Source organism: Massilimicrobiota sp. An80 (assembly GCF_002159255.1).
Classification (GTDB): domain Bacteria; phylum Bacillota_I; class Bacilli_A; order Erysipelotrichales; family Coprobacillaceae; genus Allocoprobacillus; species Allocoprobacillus merdigallinarum.
Genome location: NZ_NFHI01000015.1, coordinates 24,890 through 47,943 on the forward strand (window position 1 = coordinate 24,890; position 23,054 = coordinate 47,943).

General features: G+C 31.6%; 24 protein-coding genes and 1 tRNA gene. 3 read left to right on the forward strand and 22 right to left on the reverse strand.

The genetic code is table 11. The features are described from left to right. Positions 1-7: 7 nt before the first annotated feature. The 5 genes from B5G32_RS05790 to B5G32_RS05810 form a co-directional block, all read right to left on the reverse strand. A complete protein-coding gene (locus B5G32_RS05790) occupies positions 8-1,747 on the reverse strand; it encodes a septation ring formation regulator EzrA (RefSeq protein ID WP_087936116.1) in 1,740 nt (579 codons plus the stop codon). A gap of 159 nt (positions 1,748-1,906) precedes the next feature. After that, complete coding sequence (gene rpsD / locus B5G32_RS05795; protein ID WP_087242940.1) at positions 1,907-2,512, reverse strand: 30S ribosomal protein S4; 606 nt, start codon at positions 2,510-2,512, stop codon at positions 1,907-1,909. A 288-nt stretch (positions 2,513-2,800) separates the two neighbouring features. Further along, positions 2,801-3,631, reverse strand: coding sequence for an IS1096 element passenger TnpR family protein (locus B5G32_RS05800; RefSeq protein WP_087936108.1), 831 nt, complete (start codon positions 3,629-3,631; stop codon positions 2,801-2,803). Between the two features lie 325 nt (positions 3,632-3,956). Continuing rightward, a tRNA-Leu gene (locus B5G32_RS05805) sits at positions 3,957-4,041 on the reverse strand. 43 nt (positions 4,042-4,084) lie between these two features. Next, positions 4,085-4,630, reverse strand: coding sequence for a DNA-3-methyladenine glycosylase I (locus B5G32_RS05810; RefSeq protein ID WP_087936109.1), 546 nt, complete (start codon positions 4,628-4,630; stop codon positions 4,085-4,087). A gap of 82 nt (positions 4,631-4,712) precedes the next feature. Here B5G32_RS05810 and B5G32_RS05815 point away from each other — a divergent pair, with 82 nt between their 5' ends. Together B5G32_RS05815 and B5G32_RS05820 are read left to right on the forward strand one after the other, a co-directional pair. Further along, entirely contained in the window at positions 4,713-6,035 is a 1,323-nt protein-coding gene (locus B5G32_RS05815) for an RsmF rRNA methyltransferase first C-terminal domain-containing protein (RefSeq protein ID WP_087936110.1), read from the forward strand. Beyond that, positions 6,032-6,481: an HD domain-containing protein gene (locus B5G32_RS05820; RefSeq protein ID WP_087304554.1), complete on the forward strand. Its 450-nt coding sequence runs from the start codon at positions 6,032-6,034 to the stop codon at positions 6,479-6,481. Before B5G32_RS05815 ends, B5G32_RS05820 begins: the two co-directional genes overlap by 4 nt. Before the next feature lie 10 nt (positions 6,482-6,491). On the opposite strand, the gene trxA is transcribed toward B5G32_RS05820, so the two are convergent. The 17 genes from trxA to B5G32_RS05900 form a co-directional block, all read right to left on the reverse strand. Continuing rightward, complete coding sequence (trxA, locus tag B5G32_RS05825) at positions 6,492-6,800, reverse strand: thioredoxin (protein ID WP_087242953.1); 309 nt, start codon at positions 6,798-6,800, stop codon at positions 6,492-6,494. Between the two features lie 114 nt (positions 6,801-6,914). Beyond that, a complete protein-coding gene (locus B5G32_RS05830) occupies positions 6,915-8,771 on the reverse strand; it encodes an ABC transporter ATP-binding protein (RefSeq protein WP_087936111.1) in 1,857 nt (618 codons plus the stop codon). Between the two features lies 1 nt (position 8,772). Further along, positions 8,773-10,506: an ABC transporter ATP-binding protein gene (locus B5G32_RS05835; protein ID WP_087242957.1), complete on the reverse strand. Its 1,734-nt coding sequence runs from the start codon at positions 10,504-10,506 to the stop codon at positions 8,773-8,775. A 41-nt stretch (positions 10,507-10,547) separates the two neighbouring features. Then, a complete protein-coding gene (locus B5G32_RS05840) occupies positions 10,548-11,006 on the reverse strand; it encodes a MarR family winged helix-turn-helix transcriptional regulator (RefSeq protein WP_087304557.1) in 459 nt (152 codons plus the stop codon). 164 nt (positions 11,007-11,170) lie between these two features. Continuing rightward, positions 11,171-11,482 carry an RnfABCDGE type electron transport complex subunit B gene (locus B5G32_RS05845; protein WP_087305438.1) on the reverse strand — a complete coding sequence of 104 codons (312 nt, stop codon included), beginning with the start codon at positions 11,480-11,482 and terminating at the stop codon, positions 11,171-11,173. Further along, a complete protein-coding gene (locus B5G32_RS05850) occupies positions 11,472-11,657 on the reverse strand; it encodes a hypothetical protein (protein WP_087242963.1) in 186 nt (61 codons plus the stop codon). The genes B5G32_RS05845 and B5G32_RS05850 overlap by 11 nt, the downstream gene beginning before the upstream one ends. Beyond that, complete coding sequence (locus tag B5G32_RS05855; RefSeq protein WP_087242965.1) at positions 11,657-12,229, reverse strand: electron transport complex protein RnfA; 573 nt, start codon at positions 12,227-12,229, stop codon at positions 11,657-11,659. The genes B5G32_RS05850 and B5G32_RS05855 overlap by 1 nt, the downstream gene beginning before the upstream one ends. Before the next feature lie 3 nt (positions 12,230-12,232). Beyond that, positions 12,233-12,883 (reverse strand): electron transport complex subunit RsxE, encoded by a 651-nt coding sequence (gene rsxE, locus B5G32_RS05860; RefSeq protein WP_087242967.1) that lies wholly within the window; start codon positions 12,881-12,883, stop codon positions 12,233-12,235. 13 nt (positions 12,884-12,896) lie between these two features. Next, complete coding sequence (locus B5G32_RS05865; RefSeq protein ID WP_087242969.1) at positions 12,897-13,421, reverse strand: RnfABCDGE type electron transport complex subunit G; 525 nt, start codon at positions 13,419-13,421, stop codon at positions 12,897-12,899. Positions 13,422-13,433: 12 nt separating this feature from the next. Next, entirely contained in the window at positions 13,434-15,293 is a 1,860-nt protein-coding gene (locus tag B5G32_RS05870) for an RnfABCDGE type electron transport complex subunit D (RefSeq protein ID WP_087936112.1), read from the reverse strand. Between the two features lie 15 nt (positions 15,294-15,308). Further along, on the reverse strand, positions 15,309-16,616 hold the full coding sequence (locus tag B5G32_RS05875; protein WP_087242972.1) for an RnfABCDGE type electron transport complex subunit C: 1,308 nt from the start codon (positions 16,614-16,616) through the stop codon (positions 15,309-15,311). 119 nt (positions 16,617-16,735) lie between these two features. Next, on the reverse strand, positions 16,736-18,040 hold the full coding sequence (gene rlmD, locus B5G32_RS05880) for a 23S rRNA (uracil(1939)-C(5))-methyltransferase RlmD (protein ID WP_087936113.1): 1,305 nt from the start codon (positions 18,038-18,040) through the stop codon (positions 16,736-16,738). Further along, positions 18,000-18,818, reverse strand: coding sequence for a YihY/virulence factor BrkB family protein (locus tag B5G32_RS05885; protein WP_087242976.1), 819 nt, complete (start codon positions 18,816-18,818; stop codon positions 18,000-18,002). Before B5G32_RS05885 ends, rlmD begins: the two co-directional genes overlap by 41 nt. 33 nt (positions 18,819-18,851) lie before the next feature. Further along, positions 18,852-20,141: an HlyC/CorC family transporter gene (locus tag B5G32_RS05890; protein WP_087242978.1), complete on the reverse strand. Its 1,290-nt coding sequence runs from the start codon at positions 20,139-20,141 to the stop codon at positions 18,852-18,854. 123 nt (positions 20,142-20,264) lie between these two features. Then, positions 20,265-20,417, reverse strand: a complete 153-nt coding sequence (locus B5G32_RS13930; protein WP_164483495.1) for a hypothetical protein — start codon at positions 20,415-20,417, stop codon at positions 20,265-20,267. A gap of 68 nt (positions 20,418-20,485) precedes the next feature. Beyond that, positions 20,486-21,631, reverse strand: a complete 1,146-nt coding sequence (fucO, locus tag B5G32_RS05895) for a lactaldehyde reductase (RefSeq protein WP_087297107.1) — start codon at positions 21,629-21,631, stop codon at positions 20,486-20,488. Positions 21,632-21,781: 150 nt separating this feature from the next. Further along, a complete protein-coding gene (locus tag B5G32_RS05900; RefSeq protein ID WP_087936114.1) occupies positions 21,782-22,327 on the reverse strand; it encodes a TetR/AcrR family transcriptional regulator C-terminal domain-containing protein in 546 nt (181 codons plus the stop codon). Between the two features lie 343 nt (positions 22,328-22,670). Between B5G32_RS05900 and B5G32_RS05905 the strand changes: the two genes are divergently transcribed. Then, the coding region (locus B5G32_RS05905) for a transposase (protein ID WP_143746605.1) at positions 22,671-23,054 on the forward strand (384 nt) is incomplete at its 3' end.

Here is a 23,054-nt window from a genome sequence, read left to right on the forward strand (position 1 = left end):
GTCCAAATTAGGACTTTTCGCTTGTTTTTTGAATTAAATTTTCATATGAACCTGGCTGAATCTTTTCAATAATATCTACTGCAGTTGATAGAGCTTTTGTGTATTCACCATTTCTAAATAAGACTTCTGCCTTTGTTAATTCAGTATTCACCTCTAAAAAAGTAGAACGATAACGATTTCCAAAAACAATAGCTTCTTCAACCATTTCAGCTGTGACAATTAAGTTATGGACATTATCATATAATTTATAAATAATATCTCTTGCACTATCAACACGTTTAGATAATTCAGATAATTCCACTGGACGGTGCATACGATAGGCTTGAATCTGTGCTGCTTTATCGTATGAATCTTGAATATAATCTTTGTAAGATTCATTGATCATAGGTAAGTGTTTATTCTTAATTTCAGATTTGATTTCCAATAATACAATATTAATATTTTCTAACTCATCAATAGCACGCTGTTCCTGTAAATATAAATGATCACGAAATGCAAAGAATGAATTTAAGTCATCCTGATGAGTTAAAGCTGCATTTTTTATCTTTTCAACTTTATCAATCATTTGTAAGTAAGAAAAATCACCTGCATTCATTTCTTCTTCTAAATCATAAGATTCTCTTAAAATCTGATCAAAGTCCTTATATTTTTCTTGAATATCAACATAATCTTCATTAATCAAATATAAATTTTCAATACGATTTTGATCAATTAAAGCTTGTTTATACTGATCATAAATCTGAGTAATAACTGTATAAGATTCATCCCATTTTGTTTTAAAATCATCATATGATTGTTTTTCGACTTCTAAATCTTTAATAATAGCATCAATATCATCAACTAATTTCTGTAAGACTTCGCCAACATTTTCTAATTGTAATTGTTGAATATGTTGAGTTGTTGTTTCTAAAGTGGATTGGATGGCCTGATAACGTGCAGATACATTTAACTTTTCTAACGCAAATTCTCCATTAGACATATCTTTAATCAAATTATCCAAATAATGAATCTTTTTAGGAATATACTGTCTGACAATAGCGATATAATCAGGTAACTCCTGTAATCGGGCATTTAACCAGTCTACTTTTTTATCAATATCCTGTGTTAAATTTTTTGCATCTTCAAACCTCTGATTATTCATCATATCTTCAAGCTTTACAAAAGAATCATCAAGATTATTAAAAATATTTTTAATGCCCTTAACAAAATCTTCCACTTTAAAACGAATTGTTTCATAGCGATCTATCAATTGTCGATACTTTTCTTTCACACGAATAATTTCAACTCTTTGAACATTCTCAATTTCAGTAATCTCTTCAATTTTTGCCAGTAAAGCTTGAGAATCATCTTCATAGATTTTCAGCATGCTTTCTAATTCTTTCATTTTAGAAGATATTTTTCTAAGTTTACCATAAAAAAGCTGTTCATCTACTTCATTAACCAATACACCTAATTGATTTTTCTGATAATCTGTAATACGTTCAAATTCCTGTGCATATTCTTCATATTTTTCCAGAACCTCTGGCATATTTTTAGAAATACTGTGGACTCTTCCTAAACGATATTGTAATGGCAGTGATTTAATGCCATTCATGCGATTTTCTACATCCACAATTAATTTCCTATATTTTCTTAATCTCATTCCCCTATAAAATAAAAGTAGTATTACAAGCGCAACAATACCTATACCTATAAAAATGAGATTACGTATACCTATTTGTTCAATCAATCTCATAATATTATCCATCATTTAAAATTCCTCTCTTTTCCTAAGTTTTATTTTATCATAAATAGAAAGGTATTTCATCATCTTTTTCCAAAATCCTACATAGACAAGAGATATACTGCCATCAAAAGAAAAAAGTATTGAACAAAATAACTGTCCAATACTTTGATATTGATCATCTTATCCTAAACGGTTGTAGTATTCAACGATAAGTGATTCATTGATTTCTTGATTTAATTCTGATCTTTCAGGTAATCTGATAAATTTACCTTCCATTTTATCAGCATCAACTTCAACAAATCCTGGTACATGTGTTTGAGAAGCTAAAGCGTTTTTGATAATTTCTAATGAACGAGAACGTTCTTTTACAGAAATAACATCTCCAACTTTAACTTGACAAGAAGCGATATCAGTTTTAACTCCATTTAATAAAATATGTCCATGGTTAACTAACTGTCTTGCTTGTCTTCTTGTTGTTGCAAAACCTAATCTATAAACAATATTATCCAATCTAGATTCTAGTAAACAGAAGAAATTGTAACCAGTAACTCCTTCCATTTTTCCAGCTCTTTTGAATGTGTTATGGAATTGTTTTTCATTAACTCCATACATATGTCTTACTTTTTGTTTTTCAGCTAATTGTAATCCATATTCTGTTAATTTCTTTCTTTTTTGACCATGTTGACCAGGTGCATATGGTCTTCTTGCTAATTCTCTACCAGTTTCTAATGTTGAAAAACCTAAACGTCTAGATTTTTTCCATTGTGGTCCAGTATAACGTGACATTTTCTTTCCTCCTATTGTTTTATTTGGCATAAAACAATAACATGCATAGATCAGTTAGGGTGTGTTTGTACTAAGTATTTCTCTTTGCAGCAAGATACTCTACATCCCTTTGTCACAAACGCATGGGCTAACCCTCTATGTGCTGCTATCATTTATTGCACTAATACATTATAACAAGCTTTTTTATATTGTCAAATATTTTTTTCAATATCAACAGAATATCTATTTTATCTTTATTTTCCATCCTCAAATCACGTTTTTATAGTCTCCATTCAAAAACACAAACCATTACATTTCATATTCATCATACATATAAGCATGTTTTAAAAATTCATAATCATCAAATAAAGCACCATTTGCAGTATCTACATCAAATTCTTCAAAAATAAAGTCATCCAAATTCAAACCTAAATCTTGAATATGCTCAACGAAAGCTTGTCTATCATGATAATACATATCCAAAAGTGAATGTTCATCTTCCCAAATACCAAAGCCTTCTCCAGCCATAATTTCTATATCATGAAGAGTTTGTACATTTGGGTGTTGTTCAATATCTTGAATCTGAATATCAAATATATAATCATCACCAAAATCATACCATAACGAAAAAGTATCTCCCTTTTTCAAATCTAGTTCATCTAAGAAAACATCTGATGCATAATCATCTAACATTTCTTCATCACATTGATCACAACCAAATTTTCCCTGATCAGTTATAAATGTAAAAAGATGAGTACCCTCTGCCTGAAACATGGTTAATATATAATATGCCAATTCATCTAAAGGCATATGATAAGGGATACGTACCTGGCGATGAATATACTTTTCTAACTCTCTAACCACAATACGACATATGACTGTTTTCTTCATTTCAGGAATGGCTTCCATCATATGTTCTAAATATTCCTGTAAAACACCTTCAAACAATTCATCCTGAAATTGAAGCTGATTCAAACATAATGTCATGGCTAACATAATACCTTTCTTTAAAAAATAAGGACTTTCATCTCCTGCTACATCTTCAAATTGACGAATAATATCTTTTAATTCATCAGATCCATTTAAAATAATATCATCATAAATATGATCAACACATTCAAAAATATGATTTTCTAACATATTTTTACACCTCCTGATTTTATTTTACAATATTTCCAAAATATTCATAGAATAACATATGTTTTTGATCTATTTTCTTCACTTTTTCGTCATTTTTTTGCAAGAATATTATCAAATATAGTCATTTTTTCTTTTATCCTGTCGAATTTTATATGAAAATCTATCACGCAAAAATCCTTGAAATAGCTATCAGTCAAACTAATTCATCATCTTGTGTATAAAAATATGTCCTGAGCCATAAAAAAATATCGAACAAAATTCTTTATCTTGTTCGATACCTTCATGTTAATGAAAAAGAAATCTTTTCCATGATTTTGTATTCAATTGGTGCCTGAGGTCGGACTCGAACCGACATGACATAGGTCGCAGCATTTTGAGTGCTGTGCGTATACCAGTTTCGCCACTCAGGCAAATCAAATTGCTTATTTATTATATTACATATCTTTTTAAAAATCAATAAAAATCGCAATTTATTTCATGATCATTATATATACCAATAGCCTGCAAATAACTATATATAATTGTTGGACCAACAAAACAAAAACCATGTTTTTTTAAATCTTTAGAAATTTGTGTAGATAGTTCATCACTTGATGGAACATCCTGTGATGTCTGATAATGATGTTGAACCGGTTGAAAATCAACATAAGACCATATAAAAGAATCAAAACTTCCATATTGTTTTTGAATTTCAAGAAAAGCTTTGGCATTCGTTATAATTGCCTTCATTTTTAAACGATTTTTGATTAATCCTTCTGTTCGCATTAACTCATCATATTTTTTTGAATCATATAAGGCAATGCGATGATAATCAAAATGATCAAGAGCCTTATCATATAATTCTTCTTTTTTTAAAATAATATCCCAGCTCAGTCCTGCCTGTAAACCTTCTAAAACTAACATTTTATATAATTGCGTTTCATCATGTTGAGGAATACCCCATATATGATCATGATAAGCGATTAAACGCTCATTATAAGCCCATTGACACCTTTTCATACCATCACCGTTTCTTATTTTAACATATCTTTTCTAGTTTACATAGACATTTTTCACTTGTATAATAGCATTGGTGAACAAAATGAATGAATTATTTAAAAATGAAATGAAAACAATATTAAAAGATGAATATGATGATTTTATACAATCATTACAAAAGCCTCCTGTTAAAGCTTTTTATTTAAATCCTTTAAAAAAGGATTGTTTACATTATTTCAATCAGGATGCTATTTCTCCTCATCCAGTTGTACCAGATGGATATTATTTTGATTATGAAAAATACCCACTAGGAAAATCTCCTTTTTTCTCTTGTGGTTTGTATTATATTCAAGAACCAAGTGCCATGCTTGTTGCTCATTTTTTAGACATTCAAAAAGATGATTATATCTTAGATATGTGTGGCGCTCCAGGAGGAAAGAGCTGTGCAGTGGCTAGTCGATTAGGTCCTCAAGGCTTAATGATTACCAATGATATCAATACATTGCGTGCCAAAATTCTTTCTGAAAATATTGAAAGGTTTGGTTTAAAAAATACCATTGCAACCAATTGTGATCCTATTCAATTTACAAAAATTCTTCCTGAATTTTTTGATAAAATCATTTTAGATGCACCTTGTAGTGGTGAAGGAATGTTTAGAAAAGATGAACAAGCTATCACAACATGGTCCCCTGAAAAAGTAAAGGAATGTGCCTATATTCAACGACAATTGATTGATCAGGCGATGCAATTGTTAAAGCCTGGAGGGACACTGATTTATTCTACCTGTACATATAATACAAAAGAAAATGAAGAACAGATCAAATATATTCTTGAACGTTATGATTGTTGTTTAAAGCCACTCAAAAGAAGTCATGGAATGGCTAATGGCATTGGACTAGATGGAGTTGTTCGTTTATATCCGCATCATTATCAGGGCGAGGGACATTTCATTGCCTGCATTCAAAAAAATGGTCAGTCTGTATCTAAAAAATACAAGCCTATGAAACCTCATATTTCTAAACAAAATCAAAAACTGGTTGATGAATTTTATCAGAAATATCTCAACATTCCTACTCCTGATTATCTTTATGACAATCATAATCATATTTATGCTCTCATGCCTCAATTCCCTGATTTACAAGGAATACGTGTTTTACGCAATGGACTTTATCTAGGGGAATGTAAGAAAAACAGATTTGAACCAAGTCTTGCTTTAGCTTTAACATTAACTCAAAAAGACGTCAAACAGTTTTATCGTTTTCATGAAAATGATGATGAAATCAAACAGTATTTGCATGGAGAAGCCATCCAGGGATCAAACCACAAAGGTTATGGTGTCATTTTTGTAGAAGATTATCCTCTTTCTTTTTATAAAGAAAGTCAAGGCTTAGCTAAAAACTTATATCCAAAGGGGTTAAGAAGATGAATCGTTATGAAACATTAAAAGACTATTTCTTTACACATATTGAAGAACAATGTCATGGTATTTATAAGCAAAAAGCTTTACTACACAGCATTCAAGTCTCTACTTTATGTCAGAAACTTGCCTTAGAACATCACTTAGATGTTGAACTTGCAGGCATCATTGGATTATTTCATGACTACATTCAATTCACTCAACATTCCTCATTCCAGCATGGTCTAAGATGTAGTGAATGGATCAGTAGTATTTTAAGTGAATTTCAGGATGATGAAAAAGCTATTATTCAACAAGCCATTGCTAGACATAGTGAAAAAGATAAAGTTGATGATGCATATAGTGAGATTCTTAAAGACGCTGATGTCTTAGCTCAATACTTTGCTGAAACAGATATTGTTTTATCAGACGAAGGACAAAAAAGACTTAAAAAATATCTCCCAGAAAAAATCTAGGAGATATTTTTTATTTCAACATATTTTCTAAAGTTTCATAAGGAACAAATCCTAATTGACGATTGACAGCTTGTCCTTTTTTAAAAGTTATCAATGTTGGAATAGATTGTACACCAAATTGCATTGCAAGAGAAGGTTCTTGATCTACATCTACTTTCACAACTTTGACTTCAGGATGTTCCTGTGCCAATTTATCAATACTTGGAGCCAACATTTTGCATGGTCCACACCAGTTTGCAAAAAAATCTACAAAAACAACATCATTTTGAGCAATAACATTTTCAAATTCCTGACTGTTAACATGTAAAACTTCTGACATAAAATGCCCTCCTTTATTTTATTATAGTTTTCTTTTTTTGATTACATACAGAGTTTAACATAGACTTCTTATTTTTACAACGAATGTGCTTAAAAAGAAAAAGGTCTGACGACCTTAATCCATTTCAATAGCTCCTGTATACAATTGATAATATTTACCTTTTTGTTTCATCAATGTTTCATGGTTACCTCTTTCAATGATATGACCATGTTCAAGAACCATAATACAATCACTATTTTTAATTGTAGATAATCTATGAGCAATAACTAATGTTGTTCTTCCTTCCATTAATCCATCCATACCCTTTTGAACAAGAGTTTCTGTTCTTGTATCAATAGATGAAGTAGCTTCATCTAAGATTAAAGCAGGAGGATTCGCAACTGCAGCACGAGCAATCGCAATCAATTGTCTTTGCCCTTGAGAAAGATTCGCTCCATCTCCAGTTAACATTGTATCATAACCATCAGGTAGATGTTTGATAAAAGCATCTGCATTAGCAAGTTTAGCAGCTTCAATACATTCTTCATCAGTCGCATCTAAACGTCCATAGCGAATGTTATCCATAACAGTTCCTGTAAATAAGTGTGTATCTTGCAATACGACACCTAATGAGCGACGTAAATCATCTTTCTTAATTAATTTGATATCAATACCATCATAAGTAATCGTTCCACTTTGAATATCATAAAAACGATTAATTAAGTTTGTAATAGTTGTTTTACCGGCACCAGTTGCTCCAACAAAAGCAATTTTTTCACCAGGATTAGCAAATACATCAATATCATGTAAAACCATATGATCATCAAAATAACCAAAGTTGACATTTTCTAATTTCAAGTCACCTTTCATTTCAACCAATTCTACTTCACCGTTTGCTCTTGGATGACGCCATGCCCAATGTCCTGTTCTTTTATCAGTTTCCACCATTTTTCCATCAACAAATTCTACACGACATAATGTCACGATACCTTCATCTACTTCTTTTTCCTGATCTAGCAATTCAAAAATACGTTTCGCTCCAGCTTGTGCCATAGCGATAGAATTGATTTGCATAGACACTTGTCCAATTGGGTTATTAAAACTTCTATTCAATGTCATAAATGCAACAAGTGTTCCAATTGTTAATGAAGAATCAAAACCAGATAATGCCAAAACAGCTCCAATCACCGCACATAAAATATATGACATATTTCCTGCCTGAATGGTAACTGGCATTAAAACATTGGCAAATTTATTAGCTTGATATGAACTTTGACGTAATTCTTCGTTAATATCTCTAAAACCTTCAATAGCTTTTTCTTCATGGTTAAACACTTTAACAACTTTTTGTCCAGAAATCATTTCTTCAATATAACCATTGACTTTTCCTAATGTTTCTTGTTGTTTAATAAAATATTTTGCTGAACGTCTTCCAATAGAACGTGAAACAAAGAGAATAATACAAACCATAATGACACTTATTAATGTTAAAGTCACATTTAACATTAACATTGATATAAGAACAGTCATAATTGTAATAGCACTTGAAGTAAACTGTGGAATAGATTGACTAATTAATTGTCTTAAAGTATCAATGTCATTTGTATAAACAGACATAATATCTCCGTGAGTTGTTCTATCAAAATAACGAATTGGTAATGATTCCATGTGTTCAAACATTTCTACACGTAAATCACGTAAGAAACCTTGTGTAACAGTAACCATAATACGGTTATAGGCATAAGCAAAAACAATTCCTGCCAAAAAGAAACAAGCCATAACAGAAAGAGCAGAAAACAATCCAGAAAAATCAGGAGAAGGCTGCCCTATTAAAGGCATAATATAATCATCAATTAATCTTTGTTGGAATACTTGGCCCTGTACACTACAAATGGCCTGTCCAATAATACATATTAAAACAATAACTATAGCCAAACCATAACGTTTAAAGACTTTCTTTAAAAGACGTGCTAAAACATTTTGTTTTTTCATATTATGCTTCCTCCTTTCCTTTTGTCTGTGTTTCATATATTGTACGATAAATACCACTTGTTTTTAATAAATTTTCATGTGTATCAAAATCATCAATAACACCATCATTTAATACAATAATACGATCTGCATTTTGCACACTTGATACACGCTGTGAAATAATAATTTTTGTCGTATCTGGAATACGTTCTTCAAATGATTTTTGAATACTTGCATCAGTCGCAGTATCAACAGCACTTGTTGAATCATCCAGAATTAATATTTTTGGTTTCTTTAACAATGCTCTGGCAATACATAAACGTTGTTTTTGTCCACCAGAAACATTTGTTCCACCTTGTTCAATATAAGTATTATACTTATCAGGGAAATCTTGAATAAAATCATCAGCACAAGCCAGACGACATGCTTCCTGACATTCTTCTAAAGTCGCATTTTCATTTCCCCATCTTAAGTTCTGTAAAATAGTTCCACTGAATAAGACATTGTTTTGTAAAACAACAGCTACTTCATTTCTTAATACTTCCAAATCATATTTTCTAACGTCTTCACCACCAACAATAACACTTCCTCGATCAACATCATAAAGACGACTGATTAAGCTGACAAGTGTACTCTTAGCACTTCCAGTTCCACCAATAATTCCAATTGTTTCACCAGAGTGAATGTGGATATCAATATCTCTAAGTACTGGTTCACCTGTTCCATGTTTATAAGAAAAAGTCACATGATCAAAAGTGACAGATCCACTTTTCACTGTTTTTAAGGCATTTTCAGGAGAAACCAAATCTGATTTTTCATTTAAAACTTCGGCAATACGTCTTGCTGAAGCAAATGACATTGTGATCATAACAAATGCCATAGATAACATCATTAATGACATCAAAATATTCATGATATAACTAAATAATGTCGTCAATTCTCCTGTTGTTAGAGTTCCACCAACAACACTCTTTGCTCCTAACCATGATAAAAGTAAAATACATCCATAAACAGCTGTCATCATAGCAGGGTTGTTTAAAGCCAATACAGATTCAGCCTTTACAAATAAACGATAGATATTTTGTGCAGCTCTTTTAAATTTTTCATTTTCATATTTTTCTCTGACGAATGATTTGACAACACGAATAGCGACAACATTTTCTTGAACACTTTCATTTAAATCATCATATTTAGGAAAGACCTGATTAAAATAACGTGTCGCTGTAATCATGATAAATCCTAAAACAATAATTAAGAATCCCATTGCTCCAACAAAAATCAAACTTAATTCATGATTAATCATAAAAGCCATTGTCAGGGCACAAATTAAGTTCATTGGTGCACGAATACACATACGAATAATCATCTGATAAGCCATCTGAACATTCGTCACATCTGTTGTTAAACGTGTAACAAGTCCAGCAGTACTATATTTATCTATATTAGAGAATGAAAATGATTGAATATTTGTATACATTCCATCTCTTAAGTTAGCAGCAAATCCTGTTGAAGCCTTTGCGGCATATTTCCCAGCTAAAAAACCAGTTGATAAAGTTCCAATTGCAATAATAAACATGATAAATCCATATTTATATACAGCATTAATATTTCCAGCTTCAATTCCTAAATCAATAATTCTTGCCATTAACAAAGGAATCAAAATCTCCAAAATAACTTCGACGATAACAAAAAACATTGTTAAAAAAGAATCTTTTTTATATTGTTTGATTTGTTTCATCAATGTTTTAATAACCATATAACCACCCCTTCTTTAAAGATTTGTAACCAACACGATTGCTAATCTGTAGATTCCTGTTCATTTTTAGACATATTTTGAATCATATGATCCGCAACATCTATAAATGTTTCAATTTGTTGAGTTGTTAAACCATCAGTTAATTTATCATGAAGTTGCATCATAGCCTGATTAATCCATTCATGAATCTCTAAACTTTTTTTGGTTAAAACAATTTTTTTCAAACGTCCATCATAATCTACAGGAACACGTTCAATCAACCCCCTCTTATTCATCAAGGTCAGCATTTCAGAAGTCGTTGAACGATTAATAGAAAATTCCTCTTCAATATCCTTTTGAAAAGTATCCTTGCCTTCACTGTCTCTTAATTGAATAAAACCAATGATCCATGTTTGCATCATTGTCGCTCTATCATGTTGGGGTCCCAAATGTTTATCCATATTTCTTTTCATTAAATTGCTTAATGTTTTAATACGATATCCAATTGGATCTCTAAACATCGTACCACCTCCATTGTTCGGTTACGAACAGTATTATAATACACATTTTTTTGAATGTAAAGCATTAATATATAAGAAGTCCAGTATTTTTAAAATGATCACTCAAAACAAAAATATAAAAAAAAGGAAATTGACACTTCATAGTCAATTTCCATATCAAACATTTAAATTGAAACGTTTACTGTTTTTCCATCTGGTCCAGGTGTTTCATTTAAATAATTTGCAATTTTTTCTCTTGTTTCCTGATTGCTGACAACACAGGCAGACACTTTTGATGCTTCTCCTTCAACCAAAGCACCAGCAAAACCAGCACATCCTGGATAACCACAACCACCACAATTGGCACCTGGCAACATTTCTGTAACATCGCTGATACGGTTATCTTCTTCAACACGAAGATATTGATTCGCTATACCTAAAACACATCCAAGTACAGCTCCAATAACAAGCAATGCTAAAATAGCACTAATTTGCATCTTTGACTTCCTCCTTATGATGAGCACTGTGATGAGAACAAGCAATGTTATTGCAGCCCACACATTCACTCATATCTTCACACCCTTCTGGTTTTGGTGTGTGTTTATTTAATAAATATGTTCCAATAAAGATGGCTATTAAAATAACTAGCCAAATAATTGCCCAAATAGTCATTAAACAAGACCTGCGATTCCGGCAATAGCACATGCCATAATACCAGCAGTAATTAATGCAATTGGTGTTCCTTTAAAGCTTTCAGGAACATTTGCAATGTCTAATCTTTCACGAATTGTCGCAAAAACATAAATAACAATTGTAAATCCAATTGGTACTGCAAGACCTGCAACCATAGCTTCAATCAATGTATAACCAGCACTGATATTATCTAATGCTACACCTAATACAGCACAGTTTGTTGTAATCAAAGGTAAATAGACACCCATTGATTTATAAATTTCTGGACTTGTCTTTTTCAAGAACATTTCAACAAATTGTACTAAAGACGCAATAACCAAGATAAATGTAATTAAATCCAAATAAGTAATATTTAATGGAGTTAATACATAATAGTATAAAAGATATGTGATAATTGATGCTAAGAAGATGACAAATGTAACAGCATATCCCATGTTCAAAGCATTTTTAGGTTTCTTAGAAACACCTAATAATGGACAAATAGCATAAAACTTACTTAATACAACGTTATTAACAAACGTTAAACCTACAAATAAACTGACTAATTCCATAAACTATTTGACCTCCGCTTTCTTTGCTTTATTAGCTTTTCTTACTTTTAAGAATTGAATAAACGCAAGAATTGTTCCTAAAGTAATGAAGGCTCCAGCAGGTTGAGTAAACAAGCTGATTGCGTAATCACTAAAGAAACTAAATTGGAAAATAATCTGACTTGCATCAAATGGATTATATAATGATAAACCACCTGTTCCAATTAATTCTCTAAAGAATGAAATAATCACAACTGCAAATGTATATCCAAGCCCCATTCCTAAAGCATCTAAAATAGAGTCAACAACACCATTTTTAGAAGCAAAGCTTTCTGCTCTTCCTAAAATAATACAATTGACAACAATTAAAGGAATGAAAACACCTAATGATTCATACAAAGCAGGTGTATATGCATTCATAAGCATTTGAACACATTTAACAAGTGTTGCAATAATAACAATAAATACAGGTATTCTAATTTCGTTAGGAATGATTTTTCTTAATAAAGAAATAATAAAGTTACTCATTAACAAAACACAAATAACAGCCATTCCCATACCAATTGCATTTGTTAATGAAGTTGTAATTGCTAGGGATGAACATAGACCTAACAATAAAACAAAGATTGGATTTTCAGCAATTAACCCTTTTTTAAATATATCAAATTTCTTCATCTATGTTCCCTCCTTACTTATAGTTTTCATTGTAATGTTGTGTTGCTTGTTCAATTCCTTCAACAACAGCTGTTGAAGAAATGGTAGCACCAGAAATTGTATCAATAGAATCACCAATGTTCTTACCTACAACACTACTAATAAATGCTTCGCCAGCAACTTGATCACCAATACCTTTTGTTTCAGTACTGCAATCAATAATTTGTAATCCTTTATATGTTCCATCTTTATCTAAAGCAATCAAAGCTTTAACTTCTCCACCATATCCTTGAGCAGCAGTTTCATAAATATATCCTACAGCACTTCCACCTTTATCGGCTTCATATACTGAAACCAAAGCAGGATAATCACTTAAAGAAACATCTAAAGCTTTAAATTCTTCACCACTAGAATAAATTTTGACTAAATTTTCCTTAACACTGGCAATTTTTTGTTCTTGAATAATGGGATCTGTCATGCCATTAACAAATGACAAAGCGCCTCCAGCTAAGCCAGCCACAATTGCAAGGAAAACAGTTAATTTAACAATATTTTTCATCTTATTTCCCTCCTACTTTGTTTGATCAATAGCTTCCTGAATAGCATTGACAATTCCTTTTGTTGTAACTGTTGCTCCTGTTGATGTATCAATTCCAGAAACATCAGCCCATTTTGTTTCGCCATTTAAAACATTATCATGGAAAGTTTTGGCTTTTTCATTTAAATTTCCACCTGTTCCTGATTCGATTAAATCTTTTCCAAATCCACCTGTTTCTCCAGCGTATTCAACAACTTCTACTTTTGTGACAGTTTCATTTGCTTTATTCACAGAAACTTTAACTGTCATTGGATTAGCATCTCCACCATATCCTTTTGCTGTTAAAGTATATGTGTAAGTATCACCATCAACAACCGGTGCTTTTTGAGCTTGTTCAATCGCACCTTTTATAGCATTGACAATTCCTTTTGAAGTGACTGTCGCACCTGTTGATGTATCAATACCATCAACATCACTTGTAGAAAGACTACCATTTAACACTTGATCATAGAAAGTTTTGGCTTTTTCATTTAAATTTCCACCTGTTCCTGATTCGATTAAATCTTTTCCGTATCCACCTGTTTCACCAGCGTATTCAAGAACTTTAACAGATTCAACTGTATCACCATCAATTTTAACTGCCACTTTCATTGGATTAGCACTTCCACCAAATCCATTAACTTGCATGACATATCCATCATCAGTTGTTTCAAGATATGTCCATTGAACTTTATTAGCTTCTTCTTCAGCCTTTTTCTTTTCTTCTTCCTCTTTTGCTTTTTGAGCTTCTAATGCTTCCTGTTCAGCTGCAGCAACATCATTTTTAATACCTGTGCTGATACCAAAGACACATGCAACAGCTACAACTAAGCTAATACCAATAGCAGCCCATTGTTTACCAACATTTTGGTCAGTTCTACCTAAAACAAATGAATCAATTAATGGTGTTAACATATTCATCATTAAAATTGAGAATAATACACCTTCAGGATAATTCGCTTTTAAACGAATAATCATTGTTAAAAATCCTAAACAAATACCATAAATAATCTTTCCTAACGGACTAGATGGTGATGTAACTGGGTCCGTTGCCATAAAGACAGCCCCAAACATTGCTCCACCTAAACAGAAATGAATTAATGGATAACTTATAGGATCTAATCCATTCACTAAAGCAAACACTTCAGCTAAAACTAAGATTGTTCCCATATAAGCAACTGGAATTCTCGCATCATAAACTTTTCTGATAGCTAATATAATTCCAACAATTAAAATCAATACAATACAAGTTTCTCCTAAAGCACCAGTATGATTACCGAAGAATAAATCACCTAAAGTATAAGAGAAGCTTTCTCCACCTAGCCATGAAGTTCCAGCCAACATTGTTGTTGGTGTTGCTTTTGTTGCAATATCAATACCATTTACAGTATCAGGAATATTTGCAATCAGTTCTGCACCATAAGCCAAATGTACAACAACACGACCAACTAAAGCTGGATTGAAGATATTGTGTCCAAAACCACCATAAACTAATTTACCAAAGAATATAGCAATAAATGAACCAATAGCTGTCACATATAAAGGTGTTCCAGCTGGCAATGTTAATGTAAAGATAATAGCTGTTACCCATGCAAAACTATTTTTCAAATAAGTGAGAACTTTTTCTTTATGAATAAGTGCCCATACAGCTTCAGTTGCAATCGCAACAACTAAAGAAACAATATACATCAATGCAACATGCATCAATGGATCATTTGTTGTAAAGTTATAGTAATAATAATATAAAGAATAAGCAACTAGCACCAAAAGACCAATTGTTAAATCTCTCATAATACGATGTGTAGAGAGCTTTTGTCTATAATTTGGTGATGTTCTTTGTAAAGTAATTTTCATTAATCTTCACCCTCCCTACGCATTCTTTTTTCTTTGTGCTAACTGGTAACGACGTTTTGCTTTTGCAACCATATCTGTCACTTCAATCTTACTTGGACAAATATATGTACACATACCACATTCAACACAACGAGATGTATCTAATTTTTCAATAAGTTCAACATTGGCTGCCTTTTCTGCCTGCATAATACGTACAGGTTGCAAATGCATTGGACAGTGCAATGTACATTCACCACATTTTAAACATGGTAATGGTTGAATATTTTCTTTTTTCATAACTGTAATGGCATTGTTATGAGAATAGATTACAAATGTATCATTCATAACAGATTTTCCCATCATTGGTCCACCACCAACTAAGAATCCATCACAATCTTCATCAATATATCCACCAATTTTTTCAACAATATAATTAACTGGTGTTCCAATTGCGACATCAACATTTTGTGGTTCTTTCAAACCATTTCCAGAGAATGTCACAACACGACGTGTAATTGCTTCGCCTTGACGAATTCCTTTAGAAACAGCAATTGCTGTTGATGAGTTATTGACAATAACACCTATTTCAGCAGGTAAACGATCATATTCCTTTTTAAAGACTGTACGAATCAATACTCTTTCCCATCCCATAGGATAACGATCAGGAACTTCACGTGGTTCAATGTTATCATAGTTTTTAGCTTCTTCTACTAAGAGTTCCATTAAATCAGGTTTATGTTCCTTAATAGCAATAATGGCTTTTTTAGCTCCCGCAGCTTGAATTAAATAATGTGTCCCATCAAAAAGTGCTTTAATATCTCTTTTCATAGCGACATGATCACTTGTTAAGAATGGTTCACATTCTACACCATTAATTAAAATTGTTTCAATGTTTTGAACATTTTCATATTTAACATATGTTGGGAATCCAGAACCACCTAATCCAACAATTCCCAATTCTTTAATGGCTTTAATAATATCTTCCTGACTCATATGATCAGGATCACTGACTTCATATGCTTTTACTCTTTCATCTTTATGATCATTTTCAATCACAATATGATTTTGTAAACGCTTTGAAGCATGCATACGTTTTTCTATTCCCTTAACTGTTCCAGAAACTGGAGAATAAATTGGAACGTACATACTTTTACGTGTTGCCAATTTTGTTCCAATGCAGACATGATCTCCTTCTTTAACATGGACATCAAAATCTGTTGCAACTCCTAAAACAAGGGGAACATAAATAACGTCAGGTGTTTCGATAGTCAAAATAGGTTTATCTTTAGTTAAGCCTTTTTGGCCATCTAACTTTACTTTTCCTTTTCCAGATAAAATTGACATTATATCCCTCCATATCTTTAAAATACTAGTATAGTATAGCATTTTTTTATGTATTTGGAAATAGAATTATATCCTATGTTCACAAAATGTTCACAAAAAAAGTTTCCCATAAAAGGAAACTATTTTCTAATCAGACTAACCACTGTATCAAATTTGGCAGAATATGGATATGTATCTATAGGAATGATCTTTTCTATACGATAATATTTATCCAATTCTTCTAAATCTTTCGCTAAAGAAGATGGGTGATCACTGACATATATAATATGTTTTATTTTTGATAAGATAAAACTTTGTTTAAAAGCATCACTTAATTCAGAACTTCTTACAATCACTTCATCAAAATGATTCTTCTTGCATTGTTGAATACATGCTTCATGAACATTTTGACAAATCCATTGAACATTATCTTTAACCAAGAATTTTGCATTTTCTTTTGCATCATGAATATGATAATTCTTTTCATCAACAGCAACAATATTTTGTTTTAAAGAAAGTTCTAATAAACCTATTCCACAATTCAATGATAAAATCTTTGAATCTTCAGATAATAAAGAACGAATTGTATCAAGTTTTATTTTTTCCATTTGAGGATAAACAGGAAATTCAGATTTTATCGAATATAAATACTTCTGATCAAAACACTGGAATGGCAAATAAGATTGTCCATAAGCCTTTTTATATCCTTGCATTTCAAATTGCTGATAACGTGTTGTATTGATTGTATACCAGATACTTTTCACTTCAGGAATTTGACTGATATCATTGATGACTTCCTGTTTCATGCCATCCTGTCCAGTCACAAATAAAACTTGAATTTGTCCATCAATATTTCGCATACGCATAAAACGTAAACCTTTTTTAACTTTATCGTTATAATCTCTGACATGATGTTCATTTAAAATATCTTCAATTTTTTGAATACATATATTGATCAATGAATCTTGCATTGAACATTGATTCATTAAAGTTAAATATTTTGTTTCACGCTGAAAAATTCCAGCATGTACTTTTCCTTTAAAATATGTTATAGGCAAAGACACAACCTGACGATAATGTAAAGTTTCAGGTGCTTTTATTGTTTTTTGAATAGGTAAACGTTCTACATCAAAATGTGTGTATTTCTTTAAGGCATCTTTCAATAATCCTTTTTTAAATGATAAATGCTTTGAATATTCAAGTGTTGTTAAAGCGCAACCTTGACAATTTGTGTACTCTTTACAAACTGATGGTTGTCGATATGGTGACTTTTGAATATATCTGACAACTTTTCCCTTTGTAAATTGACGTGTTCTTTCAATGATTTCAACATCTACAATTTCACCTGGCAAAGCATCTTGAATAAAGCATATCTTTTTTTCAATATACCCTATTCCTTCACCATTAATTCCCAATTTCTTTATTTCTACTCTTTCTTTTCTCATCAGAGATCCTCCTGAAATATAATATATTTGTAATATACATGCCAACATAGAAAAATTCGGCAGTCCAGTTAAAAACAAACAAAACAATTACAATAGAAGCCAATGGCCCATATACGGACTGATAATCAGCAATTTGAAAATAAAAACTCAATGCATAGTATAATATCAATAGTAATACACTGGCAACCAATGCCCCTTGAAAAGCATCGCTATAATGAATTTTCATTCTTGGTACAATCATATAAATGCCCGTCAAACAAAAACAAATCAAAGCATATAATAAAATATGACGAATACCCGCATAAGAATATAAAAAATTAAAAATATACGCTAAAGGGCCAATTGCTGTGATTGCGATGACACCAATCAATAACAATAACAGATAAATTGTTACTTTAATTGTATATATATAATACCCTAAAATAGTTTCTTCTGTTTCTGGGTGATACATACGTTTACTAATTTCATATATGTTACCAACACCTCTTGATACTGTATAAATAGATACAAGGATTGTGACAAAGGCAACAGTATTAAAAGAACGTGACTGTAAAATATCTATCAGCATTTGTGCATATTCTTTGACTACAAATTGTTCAATAATATTCTGTAAAATAGTCATATCAATATTAAACAGTGATGTTCCTATTGCAATCAATGTAAATGCTGGTATTAACAGCAACAGAAGATAAAAAGATAAGGCCGCAGCAGCATACGATGGTATAGCAGTACGATAATCATCATATATAATTGTACATCGCTCATAGAATTCTCTCATAAATGGCCTCCCACCAATAAGAGAGGAAAAACATTAACTTTGTTTTTCCTCCCCTTTCTCGTCTTCATTTTCAAATCCCTTTTTTAAATGCAACAATACAATTCTATTCTTATCAATTTCTTTGATTGTAAATATAACCGAATCAATAATGATTTCCTGATTGATTTCAGGACTTCCATTACACTGTCCTAAAACCAAACCACCAATAGACTCAAAATCTTCTGAATCAAATGATGTTTCACAAACATCATTAACCTCATCAATATTCAAACTTCCATCAATGAGATATTCACCTTGACCCAAATCAACAATGGACTGTTCAACTTCATCATATTCATCATCAATTTCGCCAACGATTTCTTCTACAATATCTTCTAAAGTTACAATTCCACTCATGACACCATATTCATCTAATACGACCGCTAATGACACATGATCTTTTCGCATAGCTTCAAAAACATCAGAAATCTGATTGAATTCATAAACAAAATAAGTATCACGCATGATTTTTGTTACATCAAAATCTTCACGGTGAACATCATATAAAAACAAGTCTTTAATATATAATACACCTATAATTTCATCATATGAATCATTATGAACAGGTAATCTTGAAAATTGAGATTCTCTAAAAGCCAAAATAATTTCATCATAAGTCGTATCATCAGAAATACTTTCAACATGAATTCTTGGGGTCATGACTTCTTTAATTTCAGTATCACCAAATTCAAACACATTATGAATCATTTCTTTTTCTTCATCTTCCAAAACGCCTTCTTCATGAGAAACAGTAACGATGGTTTTTAAATCTTCTTCTGTCATTGTTGGACCTTTGTTAGCATCGCCACCAAAAAGACGAACAAAAAAGCCTGAAACAATATTTAAAATAGCCACAACAGGAGTAAAGATAATAACGATAAACTTAATGAAACGACATACTCCAAAAGCAATAGATTCAGCATTTTGCGTAGCTAGAGATTTAGGCGTAATCTCACCAAAAATTAATATAATTAAAGTCACAACACCTGTGGCAAGTGCAACACCCGTTCCTTCATTACCTAAAATACTAATCACAAAAGATGTCGTTAAAGAAGAAGCAGCAATATTGACTAAATTGTTTCCTACCAATATCGAGCTTAATAAACGTGTCTGATCTTCTAATAATGACCGAATGAGAATCGCTTTCCTATTATTTTCCTCCGCCAATGTCTTTACTCTTATTTTATTGATTGACATAAACGCTGTTTCACTCATTGAAAAAAGAGCCGATAATGAAATAAGCACAATAAAAGTAAAAATCATGACTATCTGACTCGAGTCCATTTTGATACATATCTCCTTCTCATCACATAAATTTCCTAAATATTACTATAAAACCATTGAATTGTCAAACGACCTCTACTTTATAGTATAATATCATTTTTAAAATTATCAATAAAATCCATCTTAAGATTTATTTTTATCTTTCATCTCTAACCACTGCATCCATTCACGATGTTGTTTACGTTTTTGTACAAGAAAAAGAATAGGAAAAACAATACTGCTAACTGCAATCATCCCTAAAAAAGACATTATTAATGTTTGGTTAATCATTTCCATCTATTTTCACACTCCATTTTTATTATAACAAAAAAAGTACACCCATGACAGATGTACTTTGTGAATTATTATAATAAAGATTGATATAATGCTTTAATTTCTTCAACACTTGTATCTCTAGGATTTCCTGGACAACATGCATCAGCTAAAGCTGATTCACTTAAAAAGTCTAAATCTTCAACTTTCACAATATCTTTAAGATCAGCTGGGATACCAACATCTTGTGATAATTGTTTAACAGCATTGATTGCAGCCTGACGATATTCATCTTGGCTCATACCTGTTGTATCAACACCCATTGCTTCAGCAATATCTTTATATTTTTCACCAGTATATGGTGCATTGTATTCCATAACTGTTGGTAAAATAATCGCATTTGCCACACCATGAGGTGTATCATATAATGCTCCAAGAGGATGTGCCATACTATGAACCAATCCTAAACCAACATTAGAGAATCCCATACCTGCGATATATTGACCTAAAGCCATACCTTCTCTACCTTCTGGTGTATTTTCAACAGCTCCTCTTAAGTTTTTCGCAATGATTTCGATTGCTTTTAAATGGAACATATCACTCATTTCCCATGCTCCTTTAGTAATATATCCTTCAATCGCATGAGTCAATGCATCCATACCTGTTGCAGCAGTTAAACCTTTAGGCATGCTTGCCATCATATCAGGATCAACAAAAGCAACAACTGGAATATCATGAACATCTACACATACCATTTTTCTATCTTTTTGTGCATCAGTAATAACATAATTGATAGTGACTTCAGCTGCTGTTCCTGCTGTTGTAGGTACTGCAAAGATTGGTGTACATGGATTTTTAGTATCAGCAACACCTTCTAAGCTTCTTACATCTCCAAATTCTGGATTACGATCAATAATTCCAATCGCTTTAGCAGTATCCATTGATGATCCACCACCAATAGCTATAATATAATCAGCTTTTGCATTATGCAATGCTTCTACACCATGTTGTACATTTTCAATTGTTGGATTAGCTTTAATATCTGAATAAATTTCATAAACTAATCCTGCTTCGTCTAATAAATCTGTTACTTTTTTTGTAACTCCAAATTGAATTAAATCCGGATCAGAACAAACCAATGCTTTTTGAAAACCTCTTGCTTTTGCCTCAGTAACAATTTCATTGATTGCTCCTTTTCCATGATAGCTTGTTTCATTTAATACAAATCTGTTTGCCATTTTTATTACATCTCCTTTATTTTGCTGATTCTATTTTAACATTCTTGTGAAAATAAAAACAAGTGACAAATGAAAGCGTTTGTCACTTTACTTCATAAAACATTTTCATAAGAATTTTATATTAACATGTCTCATATAGGCTCATTAAAACTATAAATCAGATAACAATTGTTCTAATTTAGGAGGTAAAGCCTGAATTAATAAATCAGCCATTTCTTCAGGTGTCTTATTCATTCCTGAAATCGCCCATTCCACTGTCATTGTGATAGAACCATGACAGTACATTTCTAATAAAAACATAATATCCGTAGGAATATTTCCTATTTTTTTATAAATAATATTCTGATAAAACTCTAAAATACACTGATAATCATAATTTTCGACATTATTATAATCCTTAGATTGGAACGCCTGCATAAAAAAGATTTTATCATTCAGTAAAAAAGTAAATTTCTTAATCAGTCCTTCTCTCAGTGTTGAAGAATTGCCAATCTGTCGAAATGATTTATCAGCCAGTTTTTCAAAATACCAATTAACCAAATCGTATTTATCTTTAAAATAGCGGTAAAAAGTTTGTCTTGTCATTCCACTATGTTTCACAATATCTGTAACAGTCATTTTATCTAATGACTGTTTTGTCATTAAATCTTTAATACTTTGTGCAAAAAGATAGCGTGTTGAATCGTGTTCGTTCATAATGACCACCTCTCGTATAATATGTATAGAAGTTTGAATTAAGGATTTCCTTTTTTAAACAATTGAGATATCTCGATTGTTTAAAAATTTCCTTGCTTCTACACTCTCTTTTTAAGATAATAGTTTCGTTTTGAATCAAGGTTTTATTCTCCACCTCTGCGGCCATCTCGTTATGTTCCGCTTCAAAAAGACTTAATCCTCTGTTCAAGGCGTGCTTTATACCCGAATGAGTTTGTTGCAGCAGTGTTTCTCACTTGTCTCCGTATTTGCGAGGTTGCGTTTGTCTTGATTTAGAGGTGCAATTCAAAACCATTTTCATACTTGAGAAAGAAGGTCATTTTTTATGAAAAATAACGATTACAATCTTTTTGTTGGCATTGATGTCTCTAAAGGCAAGGCTGATGCTGCTGTTCTGGCTGTCCCTGAATTAAGATCAGTCAAACCCCGTTTCCTTAGAAAAAAATTATCTTTTAAGTTCATTAAATCTGATGTTGTTGAGTTTTTAAATACTGTGAGAAAGTATTCCAATGATCAACACTGTCTTCACACTTATTTTGCTTTGGAGGTCACTGGTATCTATTCTACTAATGTCTACAGCTTTATTAAACAAAACTGTAACAGCGATGAAGAAATCCATCAGCTCAATACTGATTTCGTTAATAAATGGAGAGAAAGCCATAATATATCCAAATCTGATCCTTTGGATGCTCAAACTATCAGTACCATC